The 26,599-nt window shown below is 50.1% G+C and carries 22 protein-coding genes and 1 tRNA gene; 16 read left to right on the top strand and 7 right to left on the bottom strand.

Going from position 1 to position 26,599, the window contains the following annotated elements:
• The first annotated feature begins 22 nt into the window (after window positions 1–22).
• Window positions 23–1,396: a sigma-54-dependent transcriptional regulator gene (locus ICT70_RS00865; RefSeq protein WP_191153491.1), complete on the top strand. Its 1,374-nt coding sequence runs from the start codon at window positions 23–25 to the stop codon at window positions 1,394–1,396.
• 37 nt (window positions 1,397–1,433) lie between these two features.
• Here the strand turns inward: ICT70_RS00865 and ICT70_RS00870 are convergent, their stop codons facing one another.
• Window positions 1,434–2,630 (bottom strand): 6-phosphofructokinase, encoded by a 1,197-nt coding sequence (locus ICT70_RS00870; RefSeq protein WP_191153492.1) that lies wholly within the window; start codon window positions 2,628–2,630, stop codon window positions 1,434–1,436.
• 61 nt (window positions 2,631–2,691) lie between these two features.
• The gene (gene purB / locus ICT70_RS00875; protein ID WP_191153493.1) at window positions 2,692–4,047 is read right to left on the bottom strand and encodes an adenylosuccinate lyase; all 1,356 of its coding nucleotides are present in this window, start codon (window positions 4,045–4,047) and stop codon (window positions 2,692–2,694) included.
• A gap of 182 nt (window positions 4,048–4,229) precedes the next feature.
• On the opposite strand from purB, the gene ICT70_RS00880 reads away from it, so the two are divergent.
• The 4 genes from ICT70_RS00880 to ICT70_RS00895 are packed head-to-tail and all read left to right on the top strand — an operon-like array spanning window position 4,230 to window position 9,460.
• The gene (locus ICT70_RS00880) at window positions 4,230–5,126 is read left to right on the top strand and encodes a patatin-like phospholipase family protein (RefSeq protein WP_191153494.1); all 897 of its coding nucleotides are present in this window, start codon (window positions 4,230–4,232) and stop codon (window positions 5,124–5,126) included.
• Between the two features lie 39 nt (window positions 5,127–5,165).
• The gene (locus tag ICT70_RS00885) at window positions 5,166–6,647 is read left to right on the top strand and encodes a M16 family metallopeptidase (RefSeq protein ID WP_191153495.1); all 1,482 of its coding nucleotides are present in this window, start codon (window positions 5,166–5,168) and stop codon (window positions 6,645–6,647) included.
• A complete protein-coding gene (locus ICT70_RS00890) occupies window positions 6,647–8,059 on the top strand; it encodes a M16 family metallopeptidase (protein ID WP_191153496.1) in 1,413 nt (470 codons plus the stop codon). The genes ICT70_RS00885 and ICT70_RS00890 overlap by 1 nt, the downstream gene beginning before the upstream one ends.
• A gap of 9 nt (window positions 8,060–8,068) precedes the next feature.
• A complete protein-coding gene (locus ICT70_RS00895; RefSeq protein WP_191153497.1) occupies window positions 8,069–9,460 on the top strand; it encodes a YhjD/YihY/BrkB family envelope integrity protein in 1,392 nt (463 codons plus the stop codon).
• Here the strand turns inward: ICT70_RS00895 and ICT70_RS00900 are convergent.
• Complete coding sequence (locus tag ICT70_RS00900; protein ID WP_191153498.1) at window positions 9,448–10,155, bottom strand: UDP-2,3-diacylglucosamine diphosphatase; 708 nt, start codon at window positions 10,153–10,155, stop codon at window positions 9,448–9,450. The two genes, ICT70_RS00895 and ICT70_RS00900, sit on opposite strands and share 13 nt — an antisense overlap.
• A gap of 69 nt (window positions 10,156–10,224) precedes the next feature.
• Here ICT70_RS00900 and gloA point away from each other — a divergent pair, with 69 nt between their 5' ends.
• Window positions 10,225–10,614 (top strand): lactoylglutathione lyase, encoded by a 390-nt coding sequence (gene gloA / locus ICT70_RS00905; RefSeq protein ID WP_191153499.1) that lies wholly within the window; start codon window positions 10,225–10,227, stop codon window positions 10,612–10,614.
• A 16-nt stretch (window positions 10,615–10,630) separates the two neighbouring features.
• Window positions 10,631–11,401, top strand: a complete 771-nt coding sequence (locus tag ICT70_RS00910) for a tetratricopeptide repeat protein (protein WP_191153500.1) — start codon at window positions 10,631–10,633, stop codon at window positions 11,399–11,401.
• An 85-nt stretch (window positions 11,402–11,486) separates the two neighbouring features.
• On the opposite strand, the gene ICT70_RS00915 is transcribed toward ICT70_RS00910, so the two are convergent.
• The 3 genes from ICT70_RS00915 to ICT70_RS00925 form a co-directional block, all read right to left on the bottom strand.
• Window positions 11,487–11,777 (bottom strand): PxxKW family cysteine-rich protein, encoded by a 291-nt coding sequence (locus tag ICT70_RS00915; RefSeq protein ID WP_191153501.1) that lies wholly within the window; start codon window positions 11,775–11,777, stop codon window positions 11,487–11,489.
• A 121-nt stretch (window positions 11,778–11,898) separates the two neighbouring features.
• Entirely contained in the window at window positions 11,899–13,053 is a 1,155-nt protein-coding gene (locus ICT70_RS00920) for an MFS transporter (RefSeq protein ID WP_191153502.1), read from the bottom strand.
• Window positions 13,054–13,207: 154 nt separating this feature from the next.
• Entirely contained in the window at window positions 13,208–13,420 is a 213-nt protein-coding gene (locus ICT70_RS00925) for a hypothetical protein (protein WP_191153503.1), read from the bottom strand.
• Between the two features lie 177 nt (window positions 13,421–13,597).
• On the opposite strand from ICT70_RS00925, the gene ICT70_RS00930 reads away from it, so the two are divergent.
• Window positions 13,598–15,016, top strand: coding sequence for a phosphoglucomutase/phosphomannomutase family protein (locus ICT70_RS00930; protein WP_191153504.1), 1,419 nt, complete (start codon window positions 13,598–13,600; stop codon window positions 15,014–15,016).
• Window positions 15,017–15,177: 161 nt separating this feature from the next.
• Here ICT70_RS00930 and ICT70_RS00935 read toward each other — a convergent pair whose 3' ends face one another.
• A complete protein-coding gene (locus ICT70_RS00935; protein ID WP_191153505.1) occupies window positions 15,178–15,534 on the bottom strand; it encodes a PilZ domain-containing protein in 357 nt (118 codons plus the stop codon).
• 149 nt (window positions 15,535–15,683) lie between these two features.
• Between ICT70_RS00935 and ICT70_RS00940 the strand changes: the two genes are divergently transcribed.
• The 8 genes from ICT70_RS00940 (at window position 15,684) to ICT70_RS00975 (ending at window position 26,584) form a co-directional block, all read left to right on the top strand.
• Window positions 15,684–16,283, top strand: a complete 600-nt coding sequence (locus tag ICT70_RS00940; RefSeq protein WP_191153506.1) for a TetR/AcrR family transcriptional regulator — start codon at window positions 15,684–15,686, stop codon at window positions 16,281–16,283.
• The gene (locus tag ICT70_RS00945) at window positions 16,280–17,791 is read left to right on the top strand and encodes a TolC family protein (protein ID WP_191153507.1); all 1,512 of its coding nucleotides are present in this window, start codon (window positions 16,280–16,282) and stop codon (window positions 17,789–17,791) included. The genes ICT70_RS00940 and ICT70_RS00945 overlap by 4 nt, the downstream gene beginning before the upstream one ends.
• A gap of 9 nt (window positions 17,792–17,800) precedes the next feature.
• Window positions 17,801–18,859, top strand: a complete 1,059-nt coding sequence (locus ICT70_RS00950; RefSeq protein ID WP_191153508.1) for an efflux RND transporter periplasmic adaptor subunit — start codon at window positions 17,801–17,803, stop codon at window positions 18,857–18,859.
• Entirely contained in the window at window positions 18,859–21,957 is a 3,099-nt protein-coding gene (locus ICT70_RS00955; RefSeq protein WP_191153509.1) for an efflux RND transporter permease subunit, read from the top strand. The genes ICT70_RS00950 and ICT70_RS00955 overlap by 1 nt, the downstream gene beginning before the upstream one ends.
• A 199-nt stretch (window positions 21,958–22,156) precedes the next feature.
• Window positions 22,157–22,231, top strand: a tRNA-Gln gene (locus ICT70_RS00960).
• A gap of 270 nt (window positions 22,232–22,501) precedes the next feature.
• A complete protein-coding gene (locus ICT70_RS00965) occupies window positions 22,502–23,461 on the top strand; it encodes a tetratricopeptide repeat protein (protein ID WP_191153510.1) in 960 nt (319 codons plus the stop codon).
• 212 nt (window positions 23,462–23,673) lie between these two features.
• On the top strand, window positions 23,674–24,981 hold the full coding sequence (locus ICT70_RS00970) for an aminotransferase class I/II-fold pyridoxal phosphate-dependent enzyme (RefSeq protein WP_337906486.1): 1,308 nt from the start codon (window positions 23,674–23,676) through the stop codon (window positions 24,979–24,981).
• 334 nt (window positions 24,982–25,315) lie between these two features.
• The gene (locus ICT70_RS00975; RefSeq protein WP_191153511.1) at window positions 25,316–26,584 is read left to right on the top strand and encodes a CCA tRNA nucleotidyltransferase; all 1,269 of its coding nucleotides are present in this window, start codon (window positions 25,316–25,318) and stop codon (window positions 26,582–26,584) included.
• Window positions 26,585–26,599: the final 15 nt, after the last annotated feature.

The raw sequence follows: 26,599 nt of genomic DNA on the forward strand, positions 1-26,599 counted from the left end.
CAATACGTTGTGGAGGAACTGTATGGAAAAAATTCTGATAGTGGATGATGAAGCATTCATCCGTGAAAATCTTGAACGGATTTTGACTGAAGACGGCTATCGCACCTGTTCGACCGGTAGCGCAGACGAGGCTATTAATATTGTCACCGATGATGAAATCGGACTGGTTCTGCTCGATTTAAATCTGGGTAGCAGTAGTGGCCTTGATGTGTTGCGTTCCATGCGCGAGATTGATCCCGAACTGCTGGTTATTATTATTACCGGCTACGGCACGGTTGAGAGCGCAGTTGAAGCTCTCAAAGTTGGAGCCTATGACTATATCAAAAAGCCATTCAAAGCGGATGCCATCCATTTGATTGTCAGGCTCGCGCTGGAAACACAGAGTCTGCGGCGCAAGGTCAAACGTTTGTCACCACGCGACGCTGATGGCATCAACATGGTCGGCAACAGCCCGCAGTTGATGCAGATTTTCAGGCAGATCAGGGAAGTGGCCAAGCATGAAACATCAACGGTGCTGTTAACCGGCGATAGTGGTACCGGCAAAGAGCTGGTAGCTCAGGCGATTCATCAGCTGTCACCACGTTGTGCCCAACCCTTTATCGAAATAAATTGTGGATCTCTGCCGTTCAATCTGTTGGAAACGGAACTCTTTGGCCATGAGCGAGGCGCTTTTACCGATGCCAAAAGCCGTAAGATTGGACTCTTTGAAGAATCTGACGGAGGATCTATCTTTCTTGATGAAATTGGCGAGATGGATCTTGGTCTGCAGGTTAAACTGCTGCGGGTTCTTGAGGACAGAAAGATCAGACGGTTAGGCGGTAATCGCAATATTGATATCAATGTCCGTATTATTGCTGCGACCAATGCTGATCTCAAAGGAGCCATTGAACGGCGGGAATTTCGTGAAGACCTTTATTATCGGTTGAATGTTTTTCCGATTCATATCCCGCCCCTGCGCGAACGGCGCGTGGATATTCCGGTGTTACTGGAGCACTTCCTTCAGCACTTCAGCCTCGAATTCAAGAAACGGATGCGATCTTTCAGTCGTGAAGCGCTGGAGCTGATGCTACGCTATCACTGGCCGGGAAACGTACGTGAACTGCGTAACGTGGTGGAACGAATCTGCATAATGAATGATGTCGAGATCATCCAACCGGCTCATTTGCCGCGAGAAATCTGGGGCGAAGCGCCACAAAGTACCTTGCCGGTTCATTGCGATATCCCTCCGGAAGGGATATTTCTCGAAGATGTGATCGACCGCTTTGAGCGTGAGTTGGTGGAAAAAGCATTCAATATCTCAGGCGGGAATGTAGCCAAGACCGCGCGCATCCTCAATGTGCCGCGAGGAACTTTACGTTACAAGCTGGAAAAATATCAGCTCGGTGGCGGCCAGTAGGGGCACGGCGCGCCGTGCCCCTACTTCACAGCAATGTTCACTTGTCACTTGTCATAATAAACAGTGGCTGATGCATAAATGACTCGTACTTTGGTCGCAGCCGCTCGGTGTTGTAGTATTTCTGAACATCGATAATTTTTTTCTGACCAGTGACGGTGGTAATGGGTACCGTATCATAACGTCCGTTGTGAATACTCACCAGTCGCCCGGACGTTCCTGCCAGGACCAGATCCAGCGCCAGATTACCGAAGGCCATGGGCACCATTGAATCGAGGGCATCCGGTTCACCACAACGAACCAGGTAGCCAAGACGCTGATTTAATACATTGATGGTACGGCCATCGTTGTATTTCGGTGAGAGCTCTTTCAAGTGTGCAGCGACCCGGTCGCCTATGCCACCAAGCTTGCGGTGTCCGTACTGATCAGCTTCACTGCTTTCAAAAGACATTTCCTTGTCATTTTTCAACACCGCACCTTCAGACACCAGCAACACCGAATACTTGCTCGGATTGCGGTTGCGATCCTTGGTGGCCAATTCTGCCAGCAGTTCCATTTCAATTGGATGCTCAGGGATCAGGCAGCGATCGGCAGCGCCGGCCATGGTGGGGAGCAGGGCGGTAAAACCGGCATAGCGACCGAATACTTCAATCACCAGATAACGTTCATGGCTACCGGCCGATGTCCGCAAGCGATGGGTCAGTTCGATGGTCCGGGTTACACAGGTTGAAAAACCGATACAGTAATCAGTGCCCGGCACATCATTGTCCATGGTTTTGGGAATCGCAACGACCTTGACCCCTTCTTCATGAAGGCGCTGGGCATAGCTCAAGGTATCATCACCGCCAATCGGAATAAGAAAGTCCAGACCTAGAAAATCGATATTTTTTAATACCTCCGGCGTTACATCATTAATGTTAGCGGTGTAACTGTCCCGCAGATGTTCGGGCAGATTGGCCTTTGGCAGGTGGCTCGGCCGGGTGCGCGAGGTATGCAGAAAAGTACCGCCGGTACGCCCGGCGCGATTGACAATATCCGTTGTCAGCTCAATAAAATTTCCGCTGTTGTCAACGTTTTCGTCACGAAGAATTTCGACCAATCCGGCCCAGCCACGACGAATACCAATAACCCGGTATCCTTCTCGCTTGGCGCGAATTGTCACCGCACGAATGGCTGGATTAAGTCCGGGGACATCACCGCCGCCGGTGAGGATGCCGATGGTTCCTTTGTAGGCCATTAGGTTCTCCTGCTTTGTTAGAGTTGTGTACAAGCATAGCAGCAGCTAGCCCGCTTGTTAATCAATCAAGAGAATCGACGATGCGATCTGCCATGCCGATGTAGGTGGCAGGGGTCATGGTCAGCAATCGCTGCTTGTCTTCTTCGGCCAGATCAAGCTGCTCAATAAAGGTACGAATGGTGGTGGCATCAATGATCTGACCGCGCGTCAACTCTTTGAGCTTTTCGTAGGGTTTCTCAATGCCGGCCTTGCGCATGATGGTCTGGATCGGTTCTGCCAACACCTCCCAGGCCTGATCCAGATCGGTAGCTAGTTTGTCCTGATTGAGTTTGAGTTTACCGATTCCTTTGATGGTGGATTGGCAGGCGATCATGGTATAGCCAAAACCGACGCCCATGTTGCGCAGGACGGTTGAGTCGGTCAGGTCACGTTGCAGACGTGATATCGGTAATTTGCTCGACAGGTGCTGGAAGATTGCATTGGCCAGGCCGCAATTACCTTCCGAATTTTCAAAATCGATTGGGTTCACCTTGTGCGGCATGGTTGATGATCCGACCTCGCCGGCAATGGTTTTTTGACCGAAATAGGCCATGGAAATATAGGTCCAGATATCGCGATTAAAATCGATCAGGATGGTATTCCAGCGCGCCATGGCATCGAAAAGCTCGGCCATATAATCGTGGGGCTCAATCTGGGTGGTAAAGAGGTTTTGTTTCAGACCAAGTTCTTTATTGATCATCTCACCGCTGAGTCGCACCCAGTCGACATCGGGATATGCTGAAAGATGAGCATTAAAGTTACCAACGGCGCCATTTATCTTGCCGAGTAACTCGACCTGAGAGATCTGCTGGATCTGTCGCTGAAGGCGTGCGGCAAAAACCGCCAGCTCTTTGCCGATGGTTGTCGGCGATGCGGTTTGGCCATGGGTACGCGCCAACATGGGTACGCTGCTGTATTCCTTAGCCAGTGAGCTGATCAACTCGACAATCTTTTGCTGCATTGGTAGCAGAATCCGGAGGCCATCCTTGAGCATCAGCGCATGGGATAGATTGTTGATATCTTCCGAGGTACAGGCAAAATGGATAAATTCGCTCAAGTCTTTCAAACTGGTGTCGTTGATCTGTTCCTTTAAATAGTACTCTATCGCCTTGACATCGTGATTGGTGACCGCTTCAATCTTTTTCACTTTTTCCGCTTCAGCGGGAGTAAAATCAGCAATCACCTGGCGCCATCTGCTTTGTTCTGCTGGACTGATCTGCCTGCATTCGGGGATCCCCGGCTCCATACTTAAGGCCAACAGCCACAGGACTTCGACCTTGATGCGATTGCGCATGAGCGCATACTCAGAAAATGCATCGATCAGTGGTGCTACCTTGGCAGCATAGCGACCATCAATTGGAGATATTGCAGTAATCATCTCTTGCTCCTCAGCGTATCCATTAAATTCCGGAAATCGGCACTATAGCGGTGGATGCAGACCGCTGCAACTTCTTTATCTTTTCATCAGGAGTTTTGTGTCCGTCTCTTGTCAAAAGACATTCAGACAGTTTACCCTTGCAGAAAGTACACACATTGCCTTTTTCGAGTGGTGAGGGTCCCGTGGCAACAATAAAAAAGAAAACCGTCTCATTGGTATTGGGCAGTGGCGGTGCCCGGGGTCTGGCCCATATCGGGGTGATACAGGTCCTGGAACAACAGGGCTATGAGATTCGCTCTATTTCAGGTTCTTCCATGGGGGCACTGATCGGTGGAATTTATGCTGCCGGGCAGCTATCGACATATACCCAATGGGTTACGGCCCTCGATCGTTTCGATGTGCTTAAATTGCTTGATCTGTCGTTCAGTGGATCGGCTTTTTTTAAAGGGGAACGTATCATCTCAACGTTGCGTGAGCTGATAGGAGACCGTAATATTGAAGATTTGCCAATTTCCTTCACGGCGGTTGCAACCGATCTAGATGAAAGCAAGGAGGTCTGGTTATCAAGTGGACCTCTGTTTGATGCTATCCGTGCATCGATCGCTTTTCCTACGGTTTTTTCGGCAATGACTTACAAAGGCAGAACCCTGGTCGATGGCGGCCTGCTGAACCCGGTGCCGATTGCGCCAACCTTACATGATCATACCGACCTGACGATAGCCGTTAGTTTGAGTGGCAAGTCCCGACATGTTGCACCCGTGACGTCAAAATCGGTCAATATAAATGGTCGCGGCAGTAGTTATCACCAGAAAATTATCGACTTTATTGAATCCCTGCAACGTAAAGGGAATCATCAGAATGAGCGTCATGACGAGAACTTTTTCGATGTTATTTCTAAAAGTCTTGACGCTATGCAGTCCACCATCGCGCGCCTCAAACTGGCAGCGTACACCCCTGACATGGTGATTGAAATACCAAAAAATGTATGTACTATTTATGAATTTGAGCGGGCGCGTGAATTGATTGACATCGGTCGCCAGGAGACAATTGACGTGTTGCGTCATGTTGTTGAAAATTAAATCCTGAATCAGTCGTCCACCGGCGCTGGAGGTAAATACATGTTACACCGCCACTTTCTCAACATGTTGATGTTAATTCTGGTTTTTTTACCTGTTGGGGCCATCGCCGACAGCCTCAGTGAGAGGGTGCAGGAACATCAGCTTGAAAATGGTTTGACAGTGCTGCTGGTCGAGCGACACACCTCACCTACGGTTGCTGCCTACATCAGCTTCAGGGTCGGTGCTGTTAATGAAAACAGCGAACAACGTGGCATTGCTCATATGCTTGAACATATGTTGTTCAAGGGCACCGAAACCCTTGGTACCCGTGATTTTGAAGCAGAACAACCATTGCTGCAAGAGATCGAAGCAACCGGTGCTCAACTTGACGGCCTTAAAAGACAAGCGGATGCTGATCCTGATGAGTTGGAAAGGTTGCGTACCCGTTTGGATCAACTCCAACTGGAGCACCGCGAATGGGTCGTTAAGGACGAATTTTCGCGGATCTACGCTGAACAGGGGGGCGTTGGCTTCAATGCCTTTACCAGCAAGGATCAAACCAGCTATCTGATCAATCTGCCTGCCAATAAACTGGAGTTATGGGCGGCAATCGAGTCGGATCGACTACGCAATGCTGTTTTTCGTGAGTTTTTTACCGAACGGGATGTGGTTCAGGAAGAACGGCGCCGCGCTGTCGATATCCAGCCCGGCGGAAAACTTTATGAAAACATGCTCGCAACAGCGTTTCAGGTCCATCCCTATCGTCACCCTATTATTGGCTGGGATTCCGATATTCAGGGATTCAGCTTGCCGAAGATTCGTCAGTTTTTTACTGATTACTATGCCCCGGTCAATATGATTATTACCCTGGTTGGTGCTTTTGATCATGATGCAACCTTAGCAATAATTAAAGAATATTTTGGTGATTTGCCGGCCGGGATAAAGGTGCCGGCGGTTACCGATAGCGAACCGCCACAGCGCGGCGAGCGTCGTATTCATGTTGATTTTGATGCCCAGCCACGGATGATGATTGCCTACCATAAGCCGACCCTGCCGCACCCTGATAACGACAGCTTTGACCTGCTGGCCGGCATCTTGTCGCAAGGGCGAACCTCACGGCTCTATCAGTCATTGGTCGTTGACCAGCAGCTGGTCACTGATGTTGGGGTGTTTACTGCTCCGGGATCACGTTACGATAACCTGCTGGTATTCAGTTTGCTGCCGCGTAACGGGGTCTCTTTAATTGAAGTCGAAAAGGCGCTGGAGGCCGAGTTACAACGACTGTTAAGCGAACCCTTCAGTGCTGCCGAGATGGACAAGGCCCGCCGGCAAATTACAACCTCATTATTGCGTGGGATCAGGACCAATAGCGGCCTGGCAAGAATATTGTCGATTTATCAAGTGATTAGTGATTGGAATTATCTGGTCACTTACGAAGATCGGCTTAATTCCGTCCAGTCGGAAGATTTGCAACGAGTCGTCACAACCTATCTGCATCGAGCAAATCGTACAGTGGCAACCCTGGGTCGGGGAGGGGAGTAATGAAATGGCTACGCACAGGTTTTTATGTTTTTTTCCTGTTACTCATGGTTACGGTTCAGGACACTGCGGCCCAGCGTCCGGATCAGTTGACATTTCCTCCGCTTGAGCTGGTTTTCCCGTCCGTCGCTCAGCAGCGTACCGCTAACGGCATGATTGTTTATCTTAAAGAAGACGATGAACTGCCGCTGGTTGATCTAACCATTATGGTGCGTGGAGGCAGTATCCATGACCCTTTGGATAAAACCGGTTTGTCTGCCTGGTTTGCCCAGTCGCTGGAAACCGGCGGCACGGCATTGTTGACCCCGGCCCAACTGGAAGAAGAACTCGATCGCATGGCCGCTCGGTTCAGTGTAACCAGCAGCAGCTATCATTTTCAGATCGATTTGTCCGTTCACCAACGTGATGTGACCCGGGCCGTAGAATTGCTTGCTGATCTGTTGCGGCGACCAGGCTTTGACCGGGAACGGGTGGAACTGGCCAGACAGCAGTTGATCGAAGGGGTCCATCGGCAAAACGATCGTCCAGCCGCTATCGCCGGTCGCTACCTGGCTCGGGCGATCAACCCGGGACACCCTTTCGGCGTTGAGCCAACCCTCGACTCTCTGGATAATCTAAAGCTCACCGATCTGGTTGCCCTTCATCAACGCTTTTTTCAGCCCCAACAGACCTGGTGGGGGGTCTCCGGTGCTATTAACCAAGATGAAATACTCAACCTTCTCGCTATGTATGTCGGTGACTGGGAAAGCAGAGAAACAGACAATCGTTTATTACCGAATCTGCCGGAATCGTTGCCCCCGCAGATTACCCTGGTCGATCGCCAACTCAGTCAAACGACCCTGCTCATGGGGCACCGGGGAATCAGCAAAGACAACCCGGATCTGCATGCGGTCCGTCTGGCTAATTATCTGCTGGGGGGCGGAGGATTTAATTCACGTTTGATGCGTGAAATTCGTTCGAACCGTGGATTGGCCTATTCGATCTACTCCCTTTTTCAGCCCGGACGTTACCTGCCTGAACTGTTTGTTGTCAGCGGAGAAACCCGCAATGATGGTGCCGCCGAGGTTGTTCAGCTGGTTCGTGAAATGATAAAGCAATTGATCGTGTCCGGAGTGTCACATGACGAGCTTGAATCAGCTAAAAACAGCATGATTAATTCTTTCATTTTTGCTTTTGAGGATAGCCATGCAGTGGTAACCCAGAAAATGCGCCTGCACTTTTATGCCTATCCCGATGATTACCTCGAAACCTATCAGGAGCGGATAAGGGCCTTAAGCCCGGCAGACATTCAACGCGTGGCCCACCAGTACTTTCACCCCGACCAGATGCACATTGTGCTGGTGGGAGACAGTGGTATACTGCTTGCTGATCTGCAGGATAAATCTATGGCGATAGAGCAGGTTGAAGTCGACTAAGGCAGGACGATGACAGAAACAGCACCACAGCAATATGGTCTGAAAAAGAAGCTCAAACGACTCATCTGGGAGCAGAACCTGCAAGAGATGTCCTGGATCAGGCGGGCTCTGTTGCGCCAGCTGCAGATGGTGGTTCTGGTGATCCGTGACTTTTACAGTAACCGTAGTTTGTTGCGGGCGGCAGCCCTGACCTATTATACCATCCTCTCGCTGGTCCCCTTGCTGGCGTTGACTTTTGCATTGCTTAAAGCTTTTGGGGTGCAGAATCAGCTGCAACCACTGATCCTGGATAAACTGAATGTTGGTGATGGACAAACAGCAGAAGTCATTGTCGGCTACATCAATAATACCCAGGTTGCCCAGATGGGGGCGATTGGTCTGGTATTTCTGTTGATCGCGGTGATTTCCCTGTTAACCAATATCGAAGCAGCCTTCAATGATATTTGGGGAGTTCATGCCCTTAGACCATTGCTTCGCCGTTTTTCTGATTATCTGTCGGTTATTCTGGTTGGTCCGGTTCTGTTGATCAGTGCCATCTCCATGACCTCATCCTTGATCAGCCACAGCTTGACCCAACGTCTGCTGGAGATGCAGATGATTGGCTCGTTGATTGTTTTCGTGCTTAAAACGACCCCCTTTCTCTTTATGTGGCTCGCCTTTACTCTGCTTTACGTCTTCATGTCCAATATCAAGGTCCAATGGCGTGCGGCCCTGATCGGTGGCGTTGTTGGGGGCACCTTGTGGCAGTTCGCCCAACTCGGTTATGTCCATTTTCAAGTTGGTGTCGCTCGCTATAATGCCATCTACGGGACGATGGCAGCACTGCCGATATTTATGGTATGGGTCTATTTGTCCTGGGTGATTGTTTTGTTTGGCCTCGGCGTCTGCTACGCCAAGCAGAATTTGCGTACCGGCGCGCGCGACCTGCGCCAAGAGGAGGTTAACCGACGCAGCTTTGAACAGGTGGCGCTGGCACTTCTGGTGACTCTGGCTGACCGATTCCATCGTGGAGATCCTGCGATCAATCATGACCAGCTGGCGAAATTACTGTATGTGCCCCCACGGCTGTGCCGGGCCATTCTCACCCAACTTGAACAGCTTGGCCTGGTTACTGAAATCAGCGGCCATACCGGCTGGCCCAGTTTTCAGCTCGGACGTGATGCCGCCAATCTGAGTGTGGCCGAGATCTACGGCATGTTGCGCAATGCTGGGGAGGAGGTCATGTATCTGCATCCACATCCGCAAACAACGGTTGCGCTGGAAACCTGTCGCAGCCTTGTCGATCTGGTTGACAACGAATTTGGCAGTGTCACGTTAAAGGATCTGGTCATGCGCAGCCGGGAGAAAAACAGTGACCCTGTCGATCGACGGGATGATGAGGCCTTGACTCAGCCGGGATAGGATAATAGACGGATCTGGCCGTCGGTTAGTTGGGCGTAGCTACGGCGGGTTTGCCAATCACCCAGGGCAACAACCTCACGTTCATGCTGCTGAAAACGCACCGGGACATGAAAATGTCCGCAGATGATCAGGTCACATGAGTCATTTAACGCATTTGTGTTAAATTGCTGGAGCCATGGGGTGGGGTCGTAGGGTTGACGATGAGAACGTTTTTGTTGCGACTTATCGCTCAACCATATACCGAATTTCCAGACCAGATCCGGGTGAACCAGACGTGACAAAAACCGGACAAAAGAGCTGCGCCACAGTTTGCGCAGACGCAGATAGGCTGGAGCCGGATGAATCAGGTCGCCATGGCAAATCAGCAGGTTGCGATTGTCCCACTGAACCAGGGCCTGCTCGGTAATAACTGTACAGCCCAAGGTGTCGCGAAAGTAGGGACCCATAGAAAAATCATGGTTGCCTTCAACAAAATACAGTCGGGTCCCCTGCTGGGTCAGACGGTGCAGTTGATCCAATACCGGCACATAGGCAGCAAACACCAGGTGGTCATAGCCCAGCCAGAACTCAAAGATATCACCGAGGAGAAAGAGGGCGTCAAGATCATCCTGCTGTTTCAACAGACTCAACAGATCCTGATAATTTTCGTCTGCAAAAGAGCGCAGATGGGCGTCGGAGAGAAAAATTGCTTTCATCACAGCGACTATAATGAGCCGCTGTACCCTTGTCAATGAATGATCATTTGCTGATCAAAGGAGGAATATATGCACTATCCAATGATTCACATATGCTACCGGGTCATGGACCTTGAAGCGTCAGAAAAATTTTATCAGGAAGCCTTTGGATTCACAATTTCACGTAAAAAAGACTACCCGGAAGGGGGGTTTACCCTTTCCTATCTGCAATGCCCCGGATTGCCTTTTGAGCTGGAGTTGACCTACAACTATGATCCGGAAAAACCTTACGTCATTGGTGATGGCTATTCCCATCTCGCCGTTGCCACCGACGACCTGGAAGGATCACACCAGCGCCACAGCGATATGGGACTGACAGTGACCCCTCTTAAGGGACTGACGGCAGGCCAGCCGCGCTTTTACTTTGTTACCGATCCCGATGGTTTTCGGGTTGAAGTTGTACGTAGTACACCCTCCTGACCGAAGAGAGTAATTCATGACTGACGAACGTTTATTTGATGAAGGCGCCCAGGCCCTTGAACAAGGTGACTACCGAAAAGCCATTGATTGTTTTGAGGAGTTGTTAAAAGAAAACCCCACCACTGAGACCATCCTCGCGCTGGTTGAGGCTTACCTGGAAACCGGAGCTCATAAGAAGGGGTATCAGTGGCTAAAAAAAGGCTTGGAACAATTTCCTCAGGATATTGATCTGCTTTTTGCCCTGGCTGACTACTATTTTGAGGATGGTCGTCATGACGAAGCCCTTATAACTTATCAGCAGATCATCGAGCTTGACCCCGAGGAAGCTGAAGCCTATGTCTGTAAGGCAATGGTTCTGCTCAGTCTTGACAAAGCGGAGGAAGCCGTTGTCTTGTGTCAGGCTGCTTTAAAGATCCAACCGGATCAGAGCTTCGCACTTAATGCATTGGGTGATATCTACAGTCAACAAGGGAAATTTGACGCTGCCGTCGATCTCTATCGGCAAGCGGCAGAACTTGATCCAGAAGATTCACAGCCGCTACTCAACCTGGCAGATGCTCTGTACGAAGAAGGCAAGCTCGACGAAGCTGAGAAGTGTTGTATCAAAGGCCTGGAGCTTGATCCTGGTGTTGCTATGGGATATTTCATCCTCGGTTCTATCTGCCTTGATCAGGAACGTACAGGTGAAGCGATAGAACATTTTGAACAATTTTTGCGGCTGGAAAAAAGCCCTTCGGCCAAGGATTTGCGCGCTGAAGTTGTTGCTGTTCTGGATGGTTTGAAATAAGCAGGGCGGATAATAAAATAAAAGGCACAGGCTGAAAAACCTTCCAACCTGTGCCTTTTATAACAGTAACGTTGCTGAAAAAAAATTACTTTTTCTTGCCGGCTGCTGCCCGTTTTGCGGCTTTAAGCGGATTGACACGAACATCTGCAGACTTGATGTCAATCTTTTTATGGGTAGCAAAGTTGCACAGGCCTGCCGCCCATTTGGCTGCGGGATCTGGATAGGATGTGCAGACTTCGCCAATGCTGCCGGTGACGACTCTGTTACATCCCTGACATTGTTCGACAACAACCTTGCAACTTCCGCCCTCTGCGGTGCAACCGGCTTTTTTCCAGAAACTGCACTCTGTGCCGGGAAGAACTGTTTGACACTGCATCTTGTGTTTCCTCCTAAAGATATCTTTGGTACGTTCTCAAGAACGCTAACTATTATCGAATTTGTCTTTTTGAGTCAATGGTTTTTATCGTTTAATTACCAGCAACGGCACAATAGGTGTTTTATGGTTCATTTATTTGCCGGCGTTGCCAATAAACCGTGGCTGCAGCCATAGTGATCAACACGCCGAGGCTGATTAGGGGCAGGTTAAAGCTGCCGGTTTTATCAAAATAGTAACCGGCCACCAGTGGGGCAACCGCACCGGGTATATTGGCTGAAAAAAGCCATCCATAGATCGAGGCAACCCTTTGTGCACCCCATATTTTAGCCACGGACCCTGCATAAATGACCAGAACTCCACCATAATTGAAGCCTGTCAGAATGGCAAACAGCTGCAAACCGGCACCGGTTTTCAGAATAACCGGAGTAAGAAACAAGATGCCGGCCTGAGCCATCAGGTTAATGATAATCGCCTGGACGGTACCGAGGCGATCAAACAGCCCGCCCCAGATGACCCGGCCCGCAGCATTGGCCAGGGCGAAAAAGGAGACGGCACTGACCCCGGTTACCAGGGTCGCAGACTGGTAAAGCTCTTTAATATTGGCATTAACGGCGAATCCTGCGGCCAGACCGGTAAACATACAAAAATAGAGAATTAAAAATCGTCGGTCACGAAATATCGAGCCGGCCTTATGAGTAATACCTGAGGCGATATATCTGATTTGGGGTGGATTCACCATAAAAATGGCGGCAAAGAGGATCAACAGGGTGAATATGATGCCGAAATAACCAAACAAATTAAACGGGGTAAAGCCCTGGTCGAGAAGAAATCCCGCACCTGAACTGACCAGCGCGGCACCACCTCCGAAACCAGCGACGGCAATACCGGTAACCAGCCCCTTGTTGTTGGGAAACCATTTCATGCAGGTAGAGATAGGAACGATATAAGCAATACCGGCACCAATGCCCGCAACAAATCCATTACCGATAATCGTATAGAGGAAGTTATCTCCACCCAATGAGGAAATAAGCCAGCCGCTACCAAACAGAAAGCCGCCACAGATCGTCAAATAGCGCGGCCCGAAGCGTTCAAGCAGGGAACCGGAAAAGATCATTGTTGCCGGAAAGATAAAATAGAACAAGGTAAAGGGGATCTGGGCGTGGAGTTGGCTGATACTGACAAGATCCCGCAGGTGCATTACATAAACGGCCCAGGAATAGGTGGCCCCAAGGCAAAGTTGCATTAACAGTGCTGAAATGACAACCATAAGAGGCATGAAATTGCTCCTGCTGTAAAAAATATTATATCTGCTCAGCACCGGGCCTTTGGATCCTGTGGCAAGGACAGTGCTGAATAGTTACAAAATATTAAGAGACAGCTGCTTGTCTTCTGTTGCCGGATGACAGTAAGCTAAACGACAACCTTTTTTGTCAATCGACTACCATGAAAGGCAATGTCGGATTTGAACTTTTCTGCCCAAGAATGGGAATCTCTTTGCGAACGTTGCGGCCGCTGCTGTTATGAAAAATACGAATATCGCGGGCAATTTTTTTACACCAAAACTTCTTGTGAATTTCTGGATCAACAAAGCCGGCAATGCCGCATTTATCATGAGCGCCTGGAAAAACAGCCTGATTGCACATGCCTCACTCCGGAACTGGTTCGATCCGGGGTGCTGCCGGCGGATTGTCCTTATGTTACCATGTTGAAGAACGATCAGCGCGACTGAGCTATCTTCTACGCCACCAATACCAGATTGCTACCTGAGCCGAGTATGTTTTGATACAGACCGGCAATTTTTTCAAGGAGATATAATAAAAATGACGCAGATTAAATTTGGAACTTCCGGCTGGCGGGCAATTTTATGTGACGATTTTACCTTCAATAATGTCAGAGCGGTCAGTCGTGCCATAGCTGACTACCTGAATCACGCAGGGATTTCTGACCAGGGTGTCGTCATCGGCTATGATGCTCGCTTTATGGGGAAAGATTTTGCCCGGGAGACAGTTGGCGTTCTGGCTGCCGCTGGAATCCCTTCCTTTCTATGTGAGCGCGACACCCCGACCCCGGTCATCGCTCATGAATTGCTGCGGCGTAAAGCCGCAGGCGCCATCAATTTTACCGCCAGTCATAACCCCCACACCTACAACGGCATCAAGTTTTCGCCTGCCTGGGGAGGGCCGGCATTGCCGGAGACAACCAACGATATTGAAGCGCGCGCCAATGCCCTGCAGGACAAGGATATCCCGGTGATGGATCTTGATAAGGCCAAAGCTGAGACCTTTTATACCGAAATCGACCCACTACCAGCCTATTTTGACACGTTAAAGCAGCTGATCGATTTTAATGCCATTGCCGGATCAGGTCTGCGCATTGCGGTTAATCCTCTCTATGGTACCGGGCGTGGTTATCTCGATACCCTGCTTGAGCAAGCTGGCGTACCGGTTGTCACCATCAATGCCCACCTTGACCCTTATTTCGGCGGAGAGCCACCGGAACCTGCTGAAGCCCATATTGCTGATTTTATCAAACTGATAAAGGATGACAACCAAATCGGCCTGGGCCTTGCCACGGATGGTGATGCTGATCGCTTTGGTATTGTCGATAGCGATGGAACCTACATTGAACCAAACTATATTCTGGCATTACTCTTTGACTACATGATCCGCCGTAAGGGGTTGACGGGCGACGCTGCCCGCAGCGTCGCAACCTCCCACCTGATCGATGCGGTCGCAGCTTATCATCAGGTCAAGGTGCTTGAAACACCGGTCGGGTTTAAATTTATCGGTGAATATATCAGTGCCGGAAAGATTCTGATTGGTGGTGAGGAAAGCGCCGGTCTGACGGTTCGCGGCCATGTGCCGGAAAAAGACGGTATTCTTGCCTGCTTGCTGGTGGCAGAGATGGTAGCCGTTGAGCGAAAATCTCTCAAAGAGCTGCTTGCTGACTTGTACGGACGGGTAGGGGCCTTTTACACGCGCCGGGTTAACATCCATCTGTCGGCTGAGTTGGAAGCTAACCTGCCGGCTAAATTGGAAAATCCCCCTGCAGACATTGATGGGCGCAGCATAACCGAGGTGGTCCGCATCGATGGTAATAAATTTTTGTTTGCTGATGGCTCGTGGATGCTGTTTCGTAAGTCGGGAACTGAACCGTTGGTCAGGCTATATGCTGAAGCCTCGAGTGAAGAGATCCTGCAGCAACTGATTGTCGCCGGCAAGAATTTTATTCTCAGTTAGGCCAAACGCATACGCTGCCTGAGGTTATTGATCGGCAAAGGGTTAAGGTAATCGGCACTAGCCACCTTAACCCTTTTTAACTAATCAGCTCTGTCCTTGCCACAGGTTTCTCGACCCGGAGCTGAACAGATACAACCCTTTTTATGTAAGTACCAGTACCTTTAATGGTGACTACGTACCCAATCATCCAGTTTTTCGCTAATCTCTTCAGGAAGATCGATAAATTTTATACCCATCCCGGCTTCAAAAGGAAGGTGGCTGCCAAAGGGGCGTTTCCAGATAACCTCGCACTGACAGCGTGCCGTGCCTTTAAGGGGAGCAGGAAGCTGAAATTCCAATTCAAGTTGCTGGCCCGGCTCAATCGGGTTAGTGGTAGCTATATACATGCCACTGCGGCTGATGTTTTTGCTGTAACCAAAAATCGTTGGCCGGCCTCCATGAACATGGACTTTCTGAATGATCAATGGGGCGCGCAAGTTTCGTCGTAGATCTGCAACTGGTCGTTCAATATCGTTCATTGTTGATAACTCTCTACAGGTTGTTGGTGCTTTTCATTTGATTGAGCGCACTATGCCATAATTATTTTTTGTTGTCTTGGCTCTTTTGTTGACCTGTAGCTGATTTCAGGTAAACTCGACTCAGTTCGAGATTTATCCCGGAGTTTATCATGGGCGGCATAAGAGAACAAAAAAAACAGCAAACCAGGCGGGCTATTGAAACGGCTGCCATTGACCTGTTCAGCCGTAAGGGTTTTGATGCCACCAGTATGGACGATATTGCTTCTGCAGCAGGAGTCGGCAAGGCAACGATCTACGGTTATTTTCCAGCTAAAGACGATATCTTTCTGCATTACTGCGACGATCGTCTGGTAACAGCATTCAATCAGTTTAAAGAACAGCAATCAGCGGATATCTCCTTTGTCGAATATCTGATTGCTTTTTTTATGATCAAGTTTGCTTCTATTACTGAAAATCGTGAATTTGGTCGATTGTTACTACGTGAGATGCTGTTTCCCAGAGAAGCCACTGACAAGGTTCGCGACCATAATCAACGCTACTTTGACATTCTTGAAGGGGTATTTTCTGTCGCTGAAAAGCGCGGTGAAATTTTACCTGATCTCGACCATTTCATGTTATCAGGTCATTTTTTCTCCCTCTATGTGGGCCTGCTGGCCGGTTGGTACGGCTGTTATTTTAATCAACTGGAAGAGGTAGAACAAAATATGCGAACCCTCTTTGAGCAGGTTTGTCATGGGATCAAGCCGTGAAAACGTCATCGGCCGTTTTATTTGCCCTGTTTGGTCTTTTCTGTCCGCTTCTTTCCTGGTCAGCACCATCTTCCCTCAATGAACTGATTGTCCTGGGGTTGCGAACCAATACCGAATTACAGATCAACCAGCTAGAGATTAACAAGGCGCACCAGGCCATTGTGATTGAACAGGCGATGTTCGATCCTGAAGCCTTTACCCTGATCGAATACGAACAAGGCCGGGTTCCTTTTGTTAATGATCCGTTCTATGGACGAATGATGACCCGCCAATACCAGGGTGCCATCGGACTACGGCAGCGTTTCACCACCGGCATGACCGCCTCGGCCCGCCTGCTAACCGAGCGGTTCAGTGGATTTGATGCCTCAAGTACCCTTGATCCCCGTTATCGCAGCTCCCTGGTGCTTGAATTCAATCAGCCGTTGCTGCGCAACGTTGGTCGGGTTGCCAACCGGACGGCAATAGATCGCGCCGGCTATCAGCTGCAACAGACAGAATTGGGATTTCTCCTCCATGCCCAGCAATTGGCACTGCAGCTTGAATACGCCCTGCGCCGGCTGGCCTTGCATCGTCATATTACTGGTTTGAGAAATGAAGCCCTGATATTGGCAGAACGTCTGGTGGAGTTTAATCGCCGCCGCTTTGATGAGGGATTGGTCGCTATCACAGAAATTCAGGGTGCCGAGGCCACCCTGGCGCAACGCCATTTACTGCTGGCCCAGGCACAACAAGAGCACGATCTACTTTACGAACAGCTGAATCGTCAACTGGGAGGACAGCTTCCGGCTGAATTTAATCCACTTCCCCTATTTGCTGATGAGATGACTCCTGGAACCAACGTCAACGCATATCCGGTACTGCTGGAGACTGCCCGCGCCAAGCGACTGGATCGGCAGATTGCCCAATTGTCCCTGGCCAGTCAGCAGCGGCAACTTGACTTTTATCATCAGCAGCTTAAACCCCAGCTTGATCTGCGCCTGCAGGCCGGTCTTAATGGTTTGGCCGGCAGGCAACCAACGGACACTCCTTATCGTGGCGACTGGGGAGATTCATTTACCAGTTTGAGCAGCGCCGATGGATACCAGTGGGGCGTTGCTCTGGAATTTTCCATTCCCTTGGGCAATCGCGCCGCCCAATCACGCCAGCGCCAGGCCCAGGTAACTGTTCAGCAGCAGCACTACCGAATCAGCGATCTTGATCTGAATATCCGTACACAGATTCGAGAAGGGTTGCTGGAATTGAAGCATGCTCTGGAACAGCAGAGAATTAGCGCTGAATTTGAACGTCTGGCGTCCATCGCCCTGAGGCAGGAACAGCGCCGACTGGATGAAGGCCTTTCCGATACCTTCAGGTTGGTATCTTTTCAAGACAAGATGATAGATGCCCGGATTGCGCGACTGCAAGCCGATACCGCCTGCCATCTGGCCCACGCCAATTTGACATTCGTGATTGGCGAAATTTTTGATCGGTATCAGCTTTATCTGGATGCTAACGGGGAGGTTTTTTAAGCCGTGACTATGAGGAAATTATCTATCTGCGTCCCGCTGGTGCTGTCGTTGGTTCTGTTATTGATCAGTGGTTGTGATTCCCCTCCACCGGTTACCGGCGAGACCGACAACCAGCGGCGGGTCAATGTGGTGACCCAATCCCTGGTTCCTGTTGATCTGACCGAAACCTTTACGTTACCCGCGCGGGTACAGGCGCGCGACGATCTGACCCTCTCAGCTGAAGTTGCCGGCACCGTAGTAAACACACCTGTCCGCGAAGGGATGAGGGTGGTTCAAGGACAAGTACTTATTGAAATTGATTCCAGCGTCATTCGTGCCCAATTGGAACGTGAAACCGAGAATGTTGCGGTACTGATGGCGCGGCGTGATCGCATGCAACGCCTGGCAACGGAGGGGTTGGTCAGTCAGCAGGAGCTTGAAGATGTCAATAACGGCTTGACCGCAGCACACACTGGATTAGAACAGGCACGAATTCAGTTAAACAAAACGACCCTGCGCTCACCGATTGACGGCATGGTGGATCGCCGACTGGTTGATGTCGGTGAATATGTCGATCCCGGCAAGCCGCTGCTGCGGCTGATTTCGATTGAGCAATTAGAGGTAATTGCCGATGTCCCGGAAAAAGATGTGGGTTTTTTAAAGCCGGGGCAACTGGTAACCATCACTCCGGCGATTATTCATGGCGATCAGGCTGAGCCCCTCAAGGCAATTATTGAATATATTGCCTTTGTTGCCGATGAGGTTTCCCGTACTTATCACACCCGAATGATAATCGAACAACCCGGCGGCATTTTACGGCCGGGGATGATTGCCCGCGCCACCTTTATCCGTCAGGAGCATCGGCAGGCATTGGTTGTGCCGTTGTTCTCAGTGCTTGACCGGCGTAACACCAAGATCGCCTACATTGTTGAAGATGGTTATGCTCGTGAGGTTGAGGTTGTCACCGGCAGCTCGGTTGGCCGACAACTGGTGGTGCGCAGTGGCCTTGAAGCAGGCCAGCAACTGGTGATCAAGGGGCAGCAGTTGCTGATTGATGGGGTAGCCGTTAACCAAGGAGAAGCACGGTAATGTTGATTACTGATGCCTCGGTTAACCGGCGCAGCACCATCTTTTCATTGATGCTGATCATTGTCATTGCCGGCATTTACAGTTATCTCGCCCTGCCGCGCGAATCGACCCCCGATGTCACGGTACCCTATGTGTTAGTGGTGACTCCCTATGAAGGGGTGGCCCCGGTTGATATTGAAAGTCTGATTACCCATCCGATTGAGCGTAAACTGAAAGGCTTGAAAGACGTCGACAATATCCGTTCGGTCAGTGCCGAGGGCTCATCGATGATCATTATCGAATTTATGCCCGATGTGGATATTGATCTGGCCTTGCAGTGGGTACGAGACAAGGTCGATCAAGCAAAAGGGGATCTGCCAAGAAATCTGGAAAACGACCCGATTGTGCAGGAGATTAACCTGTCCGAGTTTCCTATTCTGATGGTGTCGGTTGCCGGCATAGCCGATGAAACAGTACTGAAGAAAGTCGGTGAGGAGCTGCAGGACTGGATTCAGACCATTCCCGGGGTTTTGGATGTGGTATTAAGTGGCGGGCGCGAGCGTGAAATTCGCGTTGAGTTTGATCCCGACCGCATGTTTGGCTATGAAATTTCCCTGGCTGAAGTGATTCGTGCCGTTGCGCGTGAGAATGTCAATATACCGGGTGGCAGTATTGATATCGGCGAAGCCAAATACCTGCTGCGCATCCCCGGCGAATTCACTGATCCCAATGAAATTGATAATCTGGTGCTGACCAGGCGTGGCGGGCGCATCATCTATTTCAAAGATGTGGCAGATGTGGTTGACGCTTTTGAAGATCGCAGCAGCTATTCGCGTCTCAATGGTGATCAGAGTGTCACTCTAGCTATTAAAAAGCGTACCGGGGCCAATATTATTGACGTCGCTGACCGGGTCTTTGCCTTGCTGGCCGAGGCCGAACCGATGCTGCCACCTGGTGTGGAACTGGCGGTTACCTTTAATCAGTCGGACGATATTCGCAACATGGTGCGCGACCTTGAGAATAATATTATCACCGGCCTGATACTGGTAGTCAGTGTTTTGTTCCTGTTTCTGGGCTTCCGCAATTCTTTTTTTGTCGGTTTGGCAATCCCATTTACCATGTTGATTGCTTTTGCCGTTCTTTATCTGCTCGACATTACCCTGAATATGGTTGTTCTGTTCAGCCTGATTCTCGCCCTCGGGATGCTGGTGGATAATGCTATCGTCATCGTCGAAAATATTTATCGCCACATGCAAAGCGGGACCAGTGGTGAGCAGGCGTCAAAAATTGCAGTGTCTGAGGTTGGCTGGCCGGTGATCAGTTCAACCGTAACAACCCTCTGTGCTTTTTTTCCGCTGCTGTTCTGGCCCGGGATTATGGGTGAGTTTATGGCGTTCTTGCCCAAGACCCTGATTATCACCTTACTGGCTTCGTTGTTTGTGGCATTGGTTATTAACCCGACGATCTGTGCCCATATCATGAAAATTTCCCCGGACCGCCGCCTTAAGGATAAAAAGCTGCCGTTGATTCTTAAAGCTTATGCCTGGTCTTTGGAGTTTGCCCTGCGTCATCGTTTGCTGGTTGTTCTGGCATCATTACTCATGCTGGTTGGCATCACCACCCTCTATATCATGTTTGATCACGGGATAGAATTATTCCCTGATACGGAACCCAATCGCGCCTTTGTCGAAATTGAAGCGCCGGTTGGCACCAACCTCGACACCTCTGATCTGCTGGCACGAACAGTGGAAGCAATCGCATTGGCTGAGCCTGACATCAATTTTGTGATCACCGATGTCGGCACCACCAACAGCGATGATGGTGGCGGTGGTAGTGTGCTCTCCAATTTGAGCAAGATCTCTTTGGAGTTTGTTGATCGTCATGAACGCAAGGCTCTGGCGATTGACGTGCTGGAGCGGATCCGCCAGGCAGTTGCGTCGATTCCAGGCGCGCATTTTGTTGTAGAACAACAGCAACAGGGTCCCCCCACCGGCCCTCCGGTCAACATTGAGGTCAGCGGCGAAGACATCGATGTCATTGAGGGCTTGGTCAAAGAGATCCGTCAACGAATCGTGTCGGTTCCGGGATTAGTCGATCTGCAGGACGACCTGGCGCGGGCGCAGCCGGAAATACGGATAGTTGTTGATCGTGAAAAAGCCAGTCTGCTGCAGCTGTCAACCTCCGACATATCGGAAATGGCCAAGGCCGCCATCAGCGGCACCAAGCTCGGGGTTTTTCGGGAAGGGGAAGATGAGTACGATATTGTCGCGCGCTTCCCGCCGGCACGGCGTCAATATCTTGCGGATATTGAAAACCTGCTGATCCCAGCCGAAACCGGGATACCTGTTCCCCTGTCGACCGTTGCCCACGTGGAAACCGGGGTAGGTTTCGGTTCGATCCGCCATCTTGATTTGAAACGTGTTGCCACCCTGTCAGCTGAAACCTACGGGCGCAACAGCAACGAAGTGCTGATGGAGATTCAGGGACGTCTTGCCGACTTACGCCTGCCCAATGGTTATCTTATCGCCTATTCAGGTGAACAGGAGGAACAAAACAAGGCGACATCCTTTTTATCCAAAGCCTTTATTGGCGCCGTATTGCTGATCATGCTGGTGCTGGTGACCCAGTTCAATTCCCTGTTGCAGGCGTTAATTGTCATGACTACGGTTGTTCTTTCGCTGACCGGGGTCTTTCTCGGTCTGCTGATTACCGCCAAGCCCTTTGGCATTATCATGACCGGGATCGGCGCCATTTCTCTGGCTGGAGTTGTTGTTAACAACGCCATCGTCCTCATCGACTATACCAATCAGCTGATGCGTAGCGGCATGGATACCTTTGCCGCCATTATGCGTGCCGGCATGGTGCGCTTTCGCCCGGTATTGCTCACTGCAGCAACGACAATTCTGGGGCTGCTACCCATGGCTCTCGGGGTCAGTTTCGATTTTCACACCTTCGGTTGGGAAATTGGTGGAGAATCTTCGGAATGGTGGGGCCCTATGGCTGTTGCGGTTATTTTCGGACTCGCCTTTGCCACCCTGTTGACCCTGATTGTGGTACCGGTGCTTTATTCACTGGCCGATTCCCTGCGTAATCGTTTCTGGTCAACGAAGAATGTTTAAATCCACTAAAAACCTTCTAGCCATCAAGACTCCAAAGGCACCAAGAGAGACAAAAAAACGGATAGAGGTTAAAACAATAAAAGCGTTTACCTGATCTTCTTGGAGTTCTTGGTGTCTTGGTGGCTGATTGATTTTGCCGTTTAAAGGTTTTTCCTTGACGCTGTAAATGATCTTTGCTAGAAAATCGTTCTTCCTTCATTGGGGCGTCGCCAAGCGGTAAGGCACCGGATTTTGATTCCGGCATTCCCAGGTTCGAATCCTGGCGCCCCAGCCATTTTCTCAATTCAAAAACAATGTCATCCGCCAGGATTCGAAGCGCAGCGAGCGCTGACTTAATGTCAGAAGAGCGGCCATGGATGGCCGCGTCAGTGAGCATAGGGGAGCCGACGCAGGAATCGCCATGACGGCGATGACGTAGTGGGCGAATCCTGGCGCCCCAGCCAACTTTCTATAATATGGTCCTGCTCGTAAATAAAATTCCCTTCGGTTGATTAATCTTTGGTTTTGAAGTAGATTTCACGGCTGACAAGTGAGGTATTTGCTGATGACTGAAACGCCACCAAAATCACCTTCTGACGACTTTGTGTTCTGGACCCCACCAGCCGACACGACCTTGTCCATCGGCGCGGAGGAGCATCTTAATCTACCCCTGATTCCGTTACCACTATGTGCTGCTGACGCCCCGGATGATCTGTCTGTTGCTCCCTCCGAGCGCCTGATCGGGGAGGGGATTTACGCGTATCTCTGTATCAATCCGGAAACGGAACATGCTTCAGCCTACGCCAATATCCTGCGTCAGGCTTACCCGTTTTTGATTTCCGATATCGGTTCACAGTTGCTGCTGCTTGATCTGCGCCCTCACGACGCAATTGCCTTGCAGAAAAAAATTCCCCTGCTAAAGATACTACTGCAGCTGGACGAAAATAATTTTGGTTTACTCCATAAAATGGGCGTTGCTTTTTATCATCTGGCTATTCACCCTGAACAGATGATTGTGGCTGGAGAGCAACTCAAATATGCCCGCCAGTGGCTTGAAAAGGCCCGCCGCATTTCTCCCCAAGACATCAGTAACCTCAATTATCTCGGCCAGGTCTGTTATCTGTCTGGCAATTATCATCAGGCCAAATTATATTGGCAGACTGTCGTCAACCAGTTGGGCAACCAAAAGGAACAAACGCAATTGCAACAGCGCCTCGACCTCATTTCGCAAGGTGGGGCGCCGCTCCAAGCGTTACAACATCAGCTTGAACACATGGGGCAGGCGAAGAAACTATTCGATGCCGGAGATGTGACTCAGGCCTATGATCTTATTGAAAAACTGGTGCATCAGGGTGGGCTGTTGCAAGAAGTACCGAGTGCTGATTTTTATCATCTTATCGGTATTTGCCGTGAGGCCGCCAATGATCTGGCCGGTGCTTACGAAGCCTTAACCATGGCAACCCATCTTGATGACAAACATGAGTCAGCGCGCACGGCGCTAAAGCGTGTTTCACCCGCCACCTAGAACAACAAAGAGGAACCTATGGCTTCATTCAGATTCGCTGATATTCTGTTGACTTTGGTTGTCCTGCTGATAACATTCGCAATCCTATATCTTGTTGATCGTGGGCGCAAACAAGTTCGCAAGAAGAGGGAAGACGCTTCACTTTCCGTAGAAAAAAAACATTCAGATAATTAACAAGGTGGCCTGTTGCCACATATTCCTGACGGAGGATCATGATGAACCCACTTGCAGTGGAACTGAACGAACTGATTCAAAAAAACAATCCCCGTACCCTCGAAATGCTGTCGGATCTGGGTAAAAACCTTTTTTTCCCCAAAGGCATTCTGAGCCAGTCCGCTGAAGCCAAGGAAAAAGCCCATAAATATAATGCCACCATCGGAACCGCTACCGAAAAGGGTGGCCCCATGTTCCTCCAGTGTATTCAGGATAAACTAAAGGATTTCGATCCTAAGGATATTTATCCCTATGCCCCACCGGCAGGCAAACCGGAATTACGCAAACTCTGGCGTGAAAAGATGCTGCGTGAAAACCCCAGTCAGCAGGATAAGGTCTTTGGCATGCCGGTTGTCACCAATGCCTTGACCCATGGTCTGTCTATTGTTGCTGACCTGTTCATGGATGCCGGCGATCAGGTGGTGATGCCCGATATGATGTGGGGCAACTACAACCTGACTTTTGCTACCCGCCGTGGTGCGGTGGTAAAAAAGTTCACCACATTCACTTCCGCTGGTGGTTTTAATGTTGATGCCTTTAAAGCTTGCCTTAAGCAGACGGCTGCGGAAAAGGGCAAGGCGATTGTCCTGCTTAACTTCCCTAATAACCCTAGTGGGTATACCCCGACCGTGGCAGAAGGGGATGCTTTGGTGGCAACCCTTAAAGAGGTAGCTGAAGAAGGCTGTAATCTGGTCGTTGTCACAGACGATGCTTATTTTGGACTCTTCTACGAAGATTCTTTAAAAGAGTCCTTGTTCGGCAAGTTGGCAAATCAGCACCCGCGCTTGCTCAGTGTCAAGCTCGATGGTGCCACCAAGGAAGAGTTCGTCTGGGGCTTCCGTGTCGGCTTTATCACCTTTGCTGATGGGATGACCGGTGACAGCAAGGAAGTGCTGACGGCACTGGAGAAAAAGACCCTGGGAATAATCCGTGCCACCATTTCCAACTGTCCTCATCCGTCACAAACCTTTGTTATTGACGCCTTGCGCTCACCTGACTTTGACCAACAGAAGCAGGAAAAGTTCGAGGTAATGCAGGGGCGAGCCCTGAAGGTGAAGGACGTCCTTGCCGATGCCAAGTATGCTGATTCCTGGAACTACTATCCTTTTAACTCCGGCTATTTCATGTGTCTGGAACTGAAAAGAGTCGATGCCGAAAAGCTGCGCGTTCACCTGCTTGATAAATATGGTGTCGGCACCATCTCCATCAACAGCAAGGATCTGCGCATCGCTTTCTCCTGTATCGAGGAGGAGGACATTCAGGAGTTGTTTGACTTGATCCATCAGGCGGAGCAGGATCTGGCTTAGCCTGTTTCCCAATCAGAAACCTGTATTTCTGGGACAATTCACCCAAAACAAAAGGGCTGCAACTGATCGCAGCCCTTTTGTTTTATTTGGTTATCCACTTGGCTCAAGCTATAACGGTTAGAAGATCGGGACCGATGCGACCTGCTAATAATCTGGATCCTGCGACTTCGCGCAGGATGACAAAGAAGCACGTTTATGGAAAAGAACCGGGCGTCATTCTGCGCGTAGCGAAGCAAAGTCGCAGAATCCAGATCCTGTTTTCTGCTTTACTGGAGTCAAATAGACAACCAGATTGTTTTATTTATTCCTATTGGTATCAGTAGAATGATTTTCAATGGATAACAGTCAGCTTGTAGCGAAATTGAGTCAACAGATTCCGGCTTTTTCCGAGTTCTTTGACGCTCTGCGGGCCAGCGGTATGACCACCTGGCTGGTTGGTGGCTGCGTACGCGATCTGTTGCTGGGTGAAGAATGTGCTGATATCGATGTGGTCAGCAGCACGGACCCAAGCGATTGGGCACGCAGTTGGGCACAGGGGAGGGGATATTGGTTCTGGCTCGACCAGCAACGTCGGCAGAGCCGGATTCTGCTGGCTGACGGCATTTCTTTCGACTTCGCCCCGTTGCGCGCGAGAACCATCACTTCTGATCTGCAAGCGCGCGATTATACCATCAACGCCATCGCTATCCCCATCAACAACCCTGCTTATCTATTTGACCCTTTAAATGGTATTGCCGACCTCAAAAACCGGCACCTGAAAATGTGTTCAACAGGTAGCTTCAGCGATGATCCGCTGCGGATACTTAAAGGGGTCCGTCATGCTGCTGTTCTGAATTTCACCATTGAGGATCAAACCATTGCTGCCATGACGCAGCAGGCGCAGCAACTGAAACAGGTGGCGGCAGAGCGAATACGGGAAGAACTGCTGAAGATTGTTGCTGTCAGAAATATCTCATACGCACTACAGATGTTATCCCGGACAACGGTGCTCCCGATGCTTTTTGGTGCGTCGAAGACAAGCTGGAGTGATAAGGATTATAGTGCAAATCATCAATCTCTTTTTGATCGCTTAGACGATTTTTGTGGTCAATATCAGCTTGCCGTCAGCAAGGAACTACTCCAACAGCGACCGCTGTATCAGCTGGCGACTCTGTTGATGGCGTATACTGACGCACAACCCTTTTATCCTGACCTGCGCCTGAGCAGGGCCCAGCAGCGTCTATTAATTGCTCTAGGTCATGACCTGCCGGCAGCTTGGCTTCAGCAGTTGCGCCAGGTTGTGTCAGAACGTCAGCGCGCTCTGGCAGTTGAACAGCTGGGACCTTATGGCATGGAGCGGGTTTTTTATCATGGCTGGTGCCGGGGGAAACTTCAGCAAGAAACTGTGATCGCCTTGCTGATGGGCTATGAGCAACACCGGATTAACGGTCGCATTCCGGATCTGATTGACGGTCATGTGATCGCCCAATATGTCGGGACTGAAAACAAAATTATAGGAGAATTGCTGCAGCAGATTAAAACCCTGGAACGAGCCGGACGGATTCGTTCCATAGAGGATGCTCACAGATGGTTACAAGCGCATTTTGGATTTGACAAAAACTGAATGCTATCTCTATAC

It is taken from the genome of Pelovirga terrestris (assembly GCF_014773365.1).
In the GTDB taxonomy this organism is placed as follows: domain Bacteria; phylum Desulfobacterota; class Desulfuromonadia; order Desulfuromonadales; family Geopsychrobacteraceae; genus Pelovirga; species Pelovirga terrestris.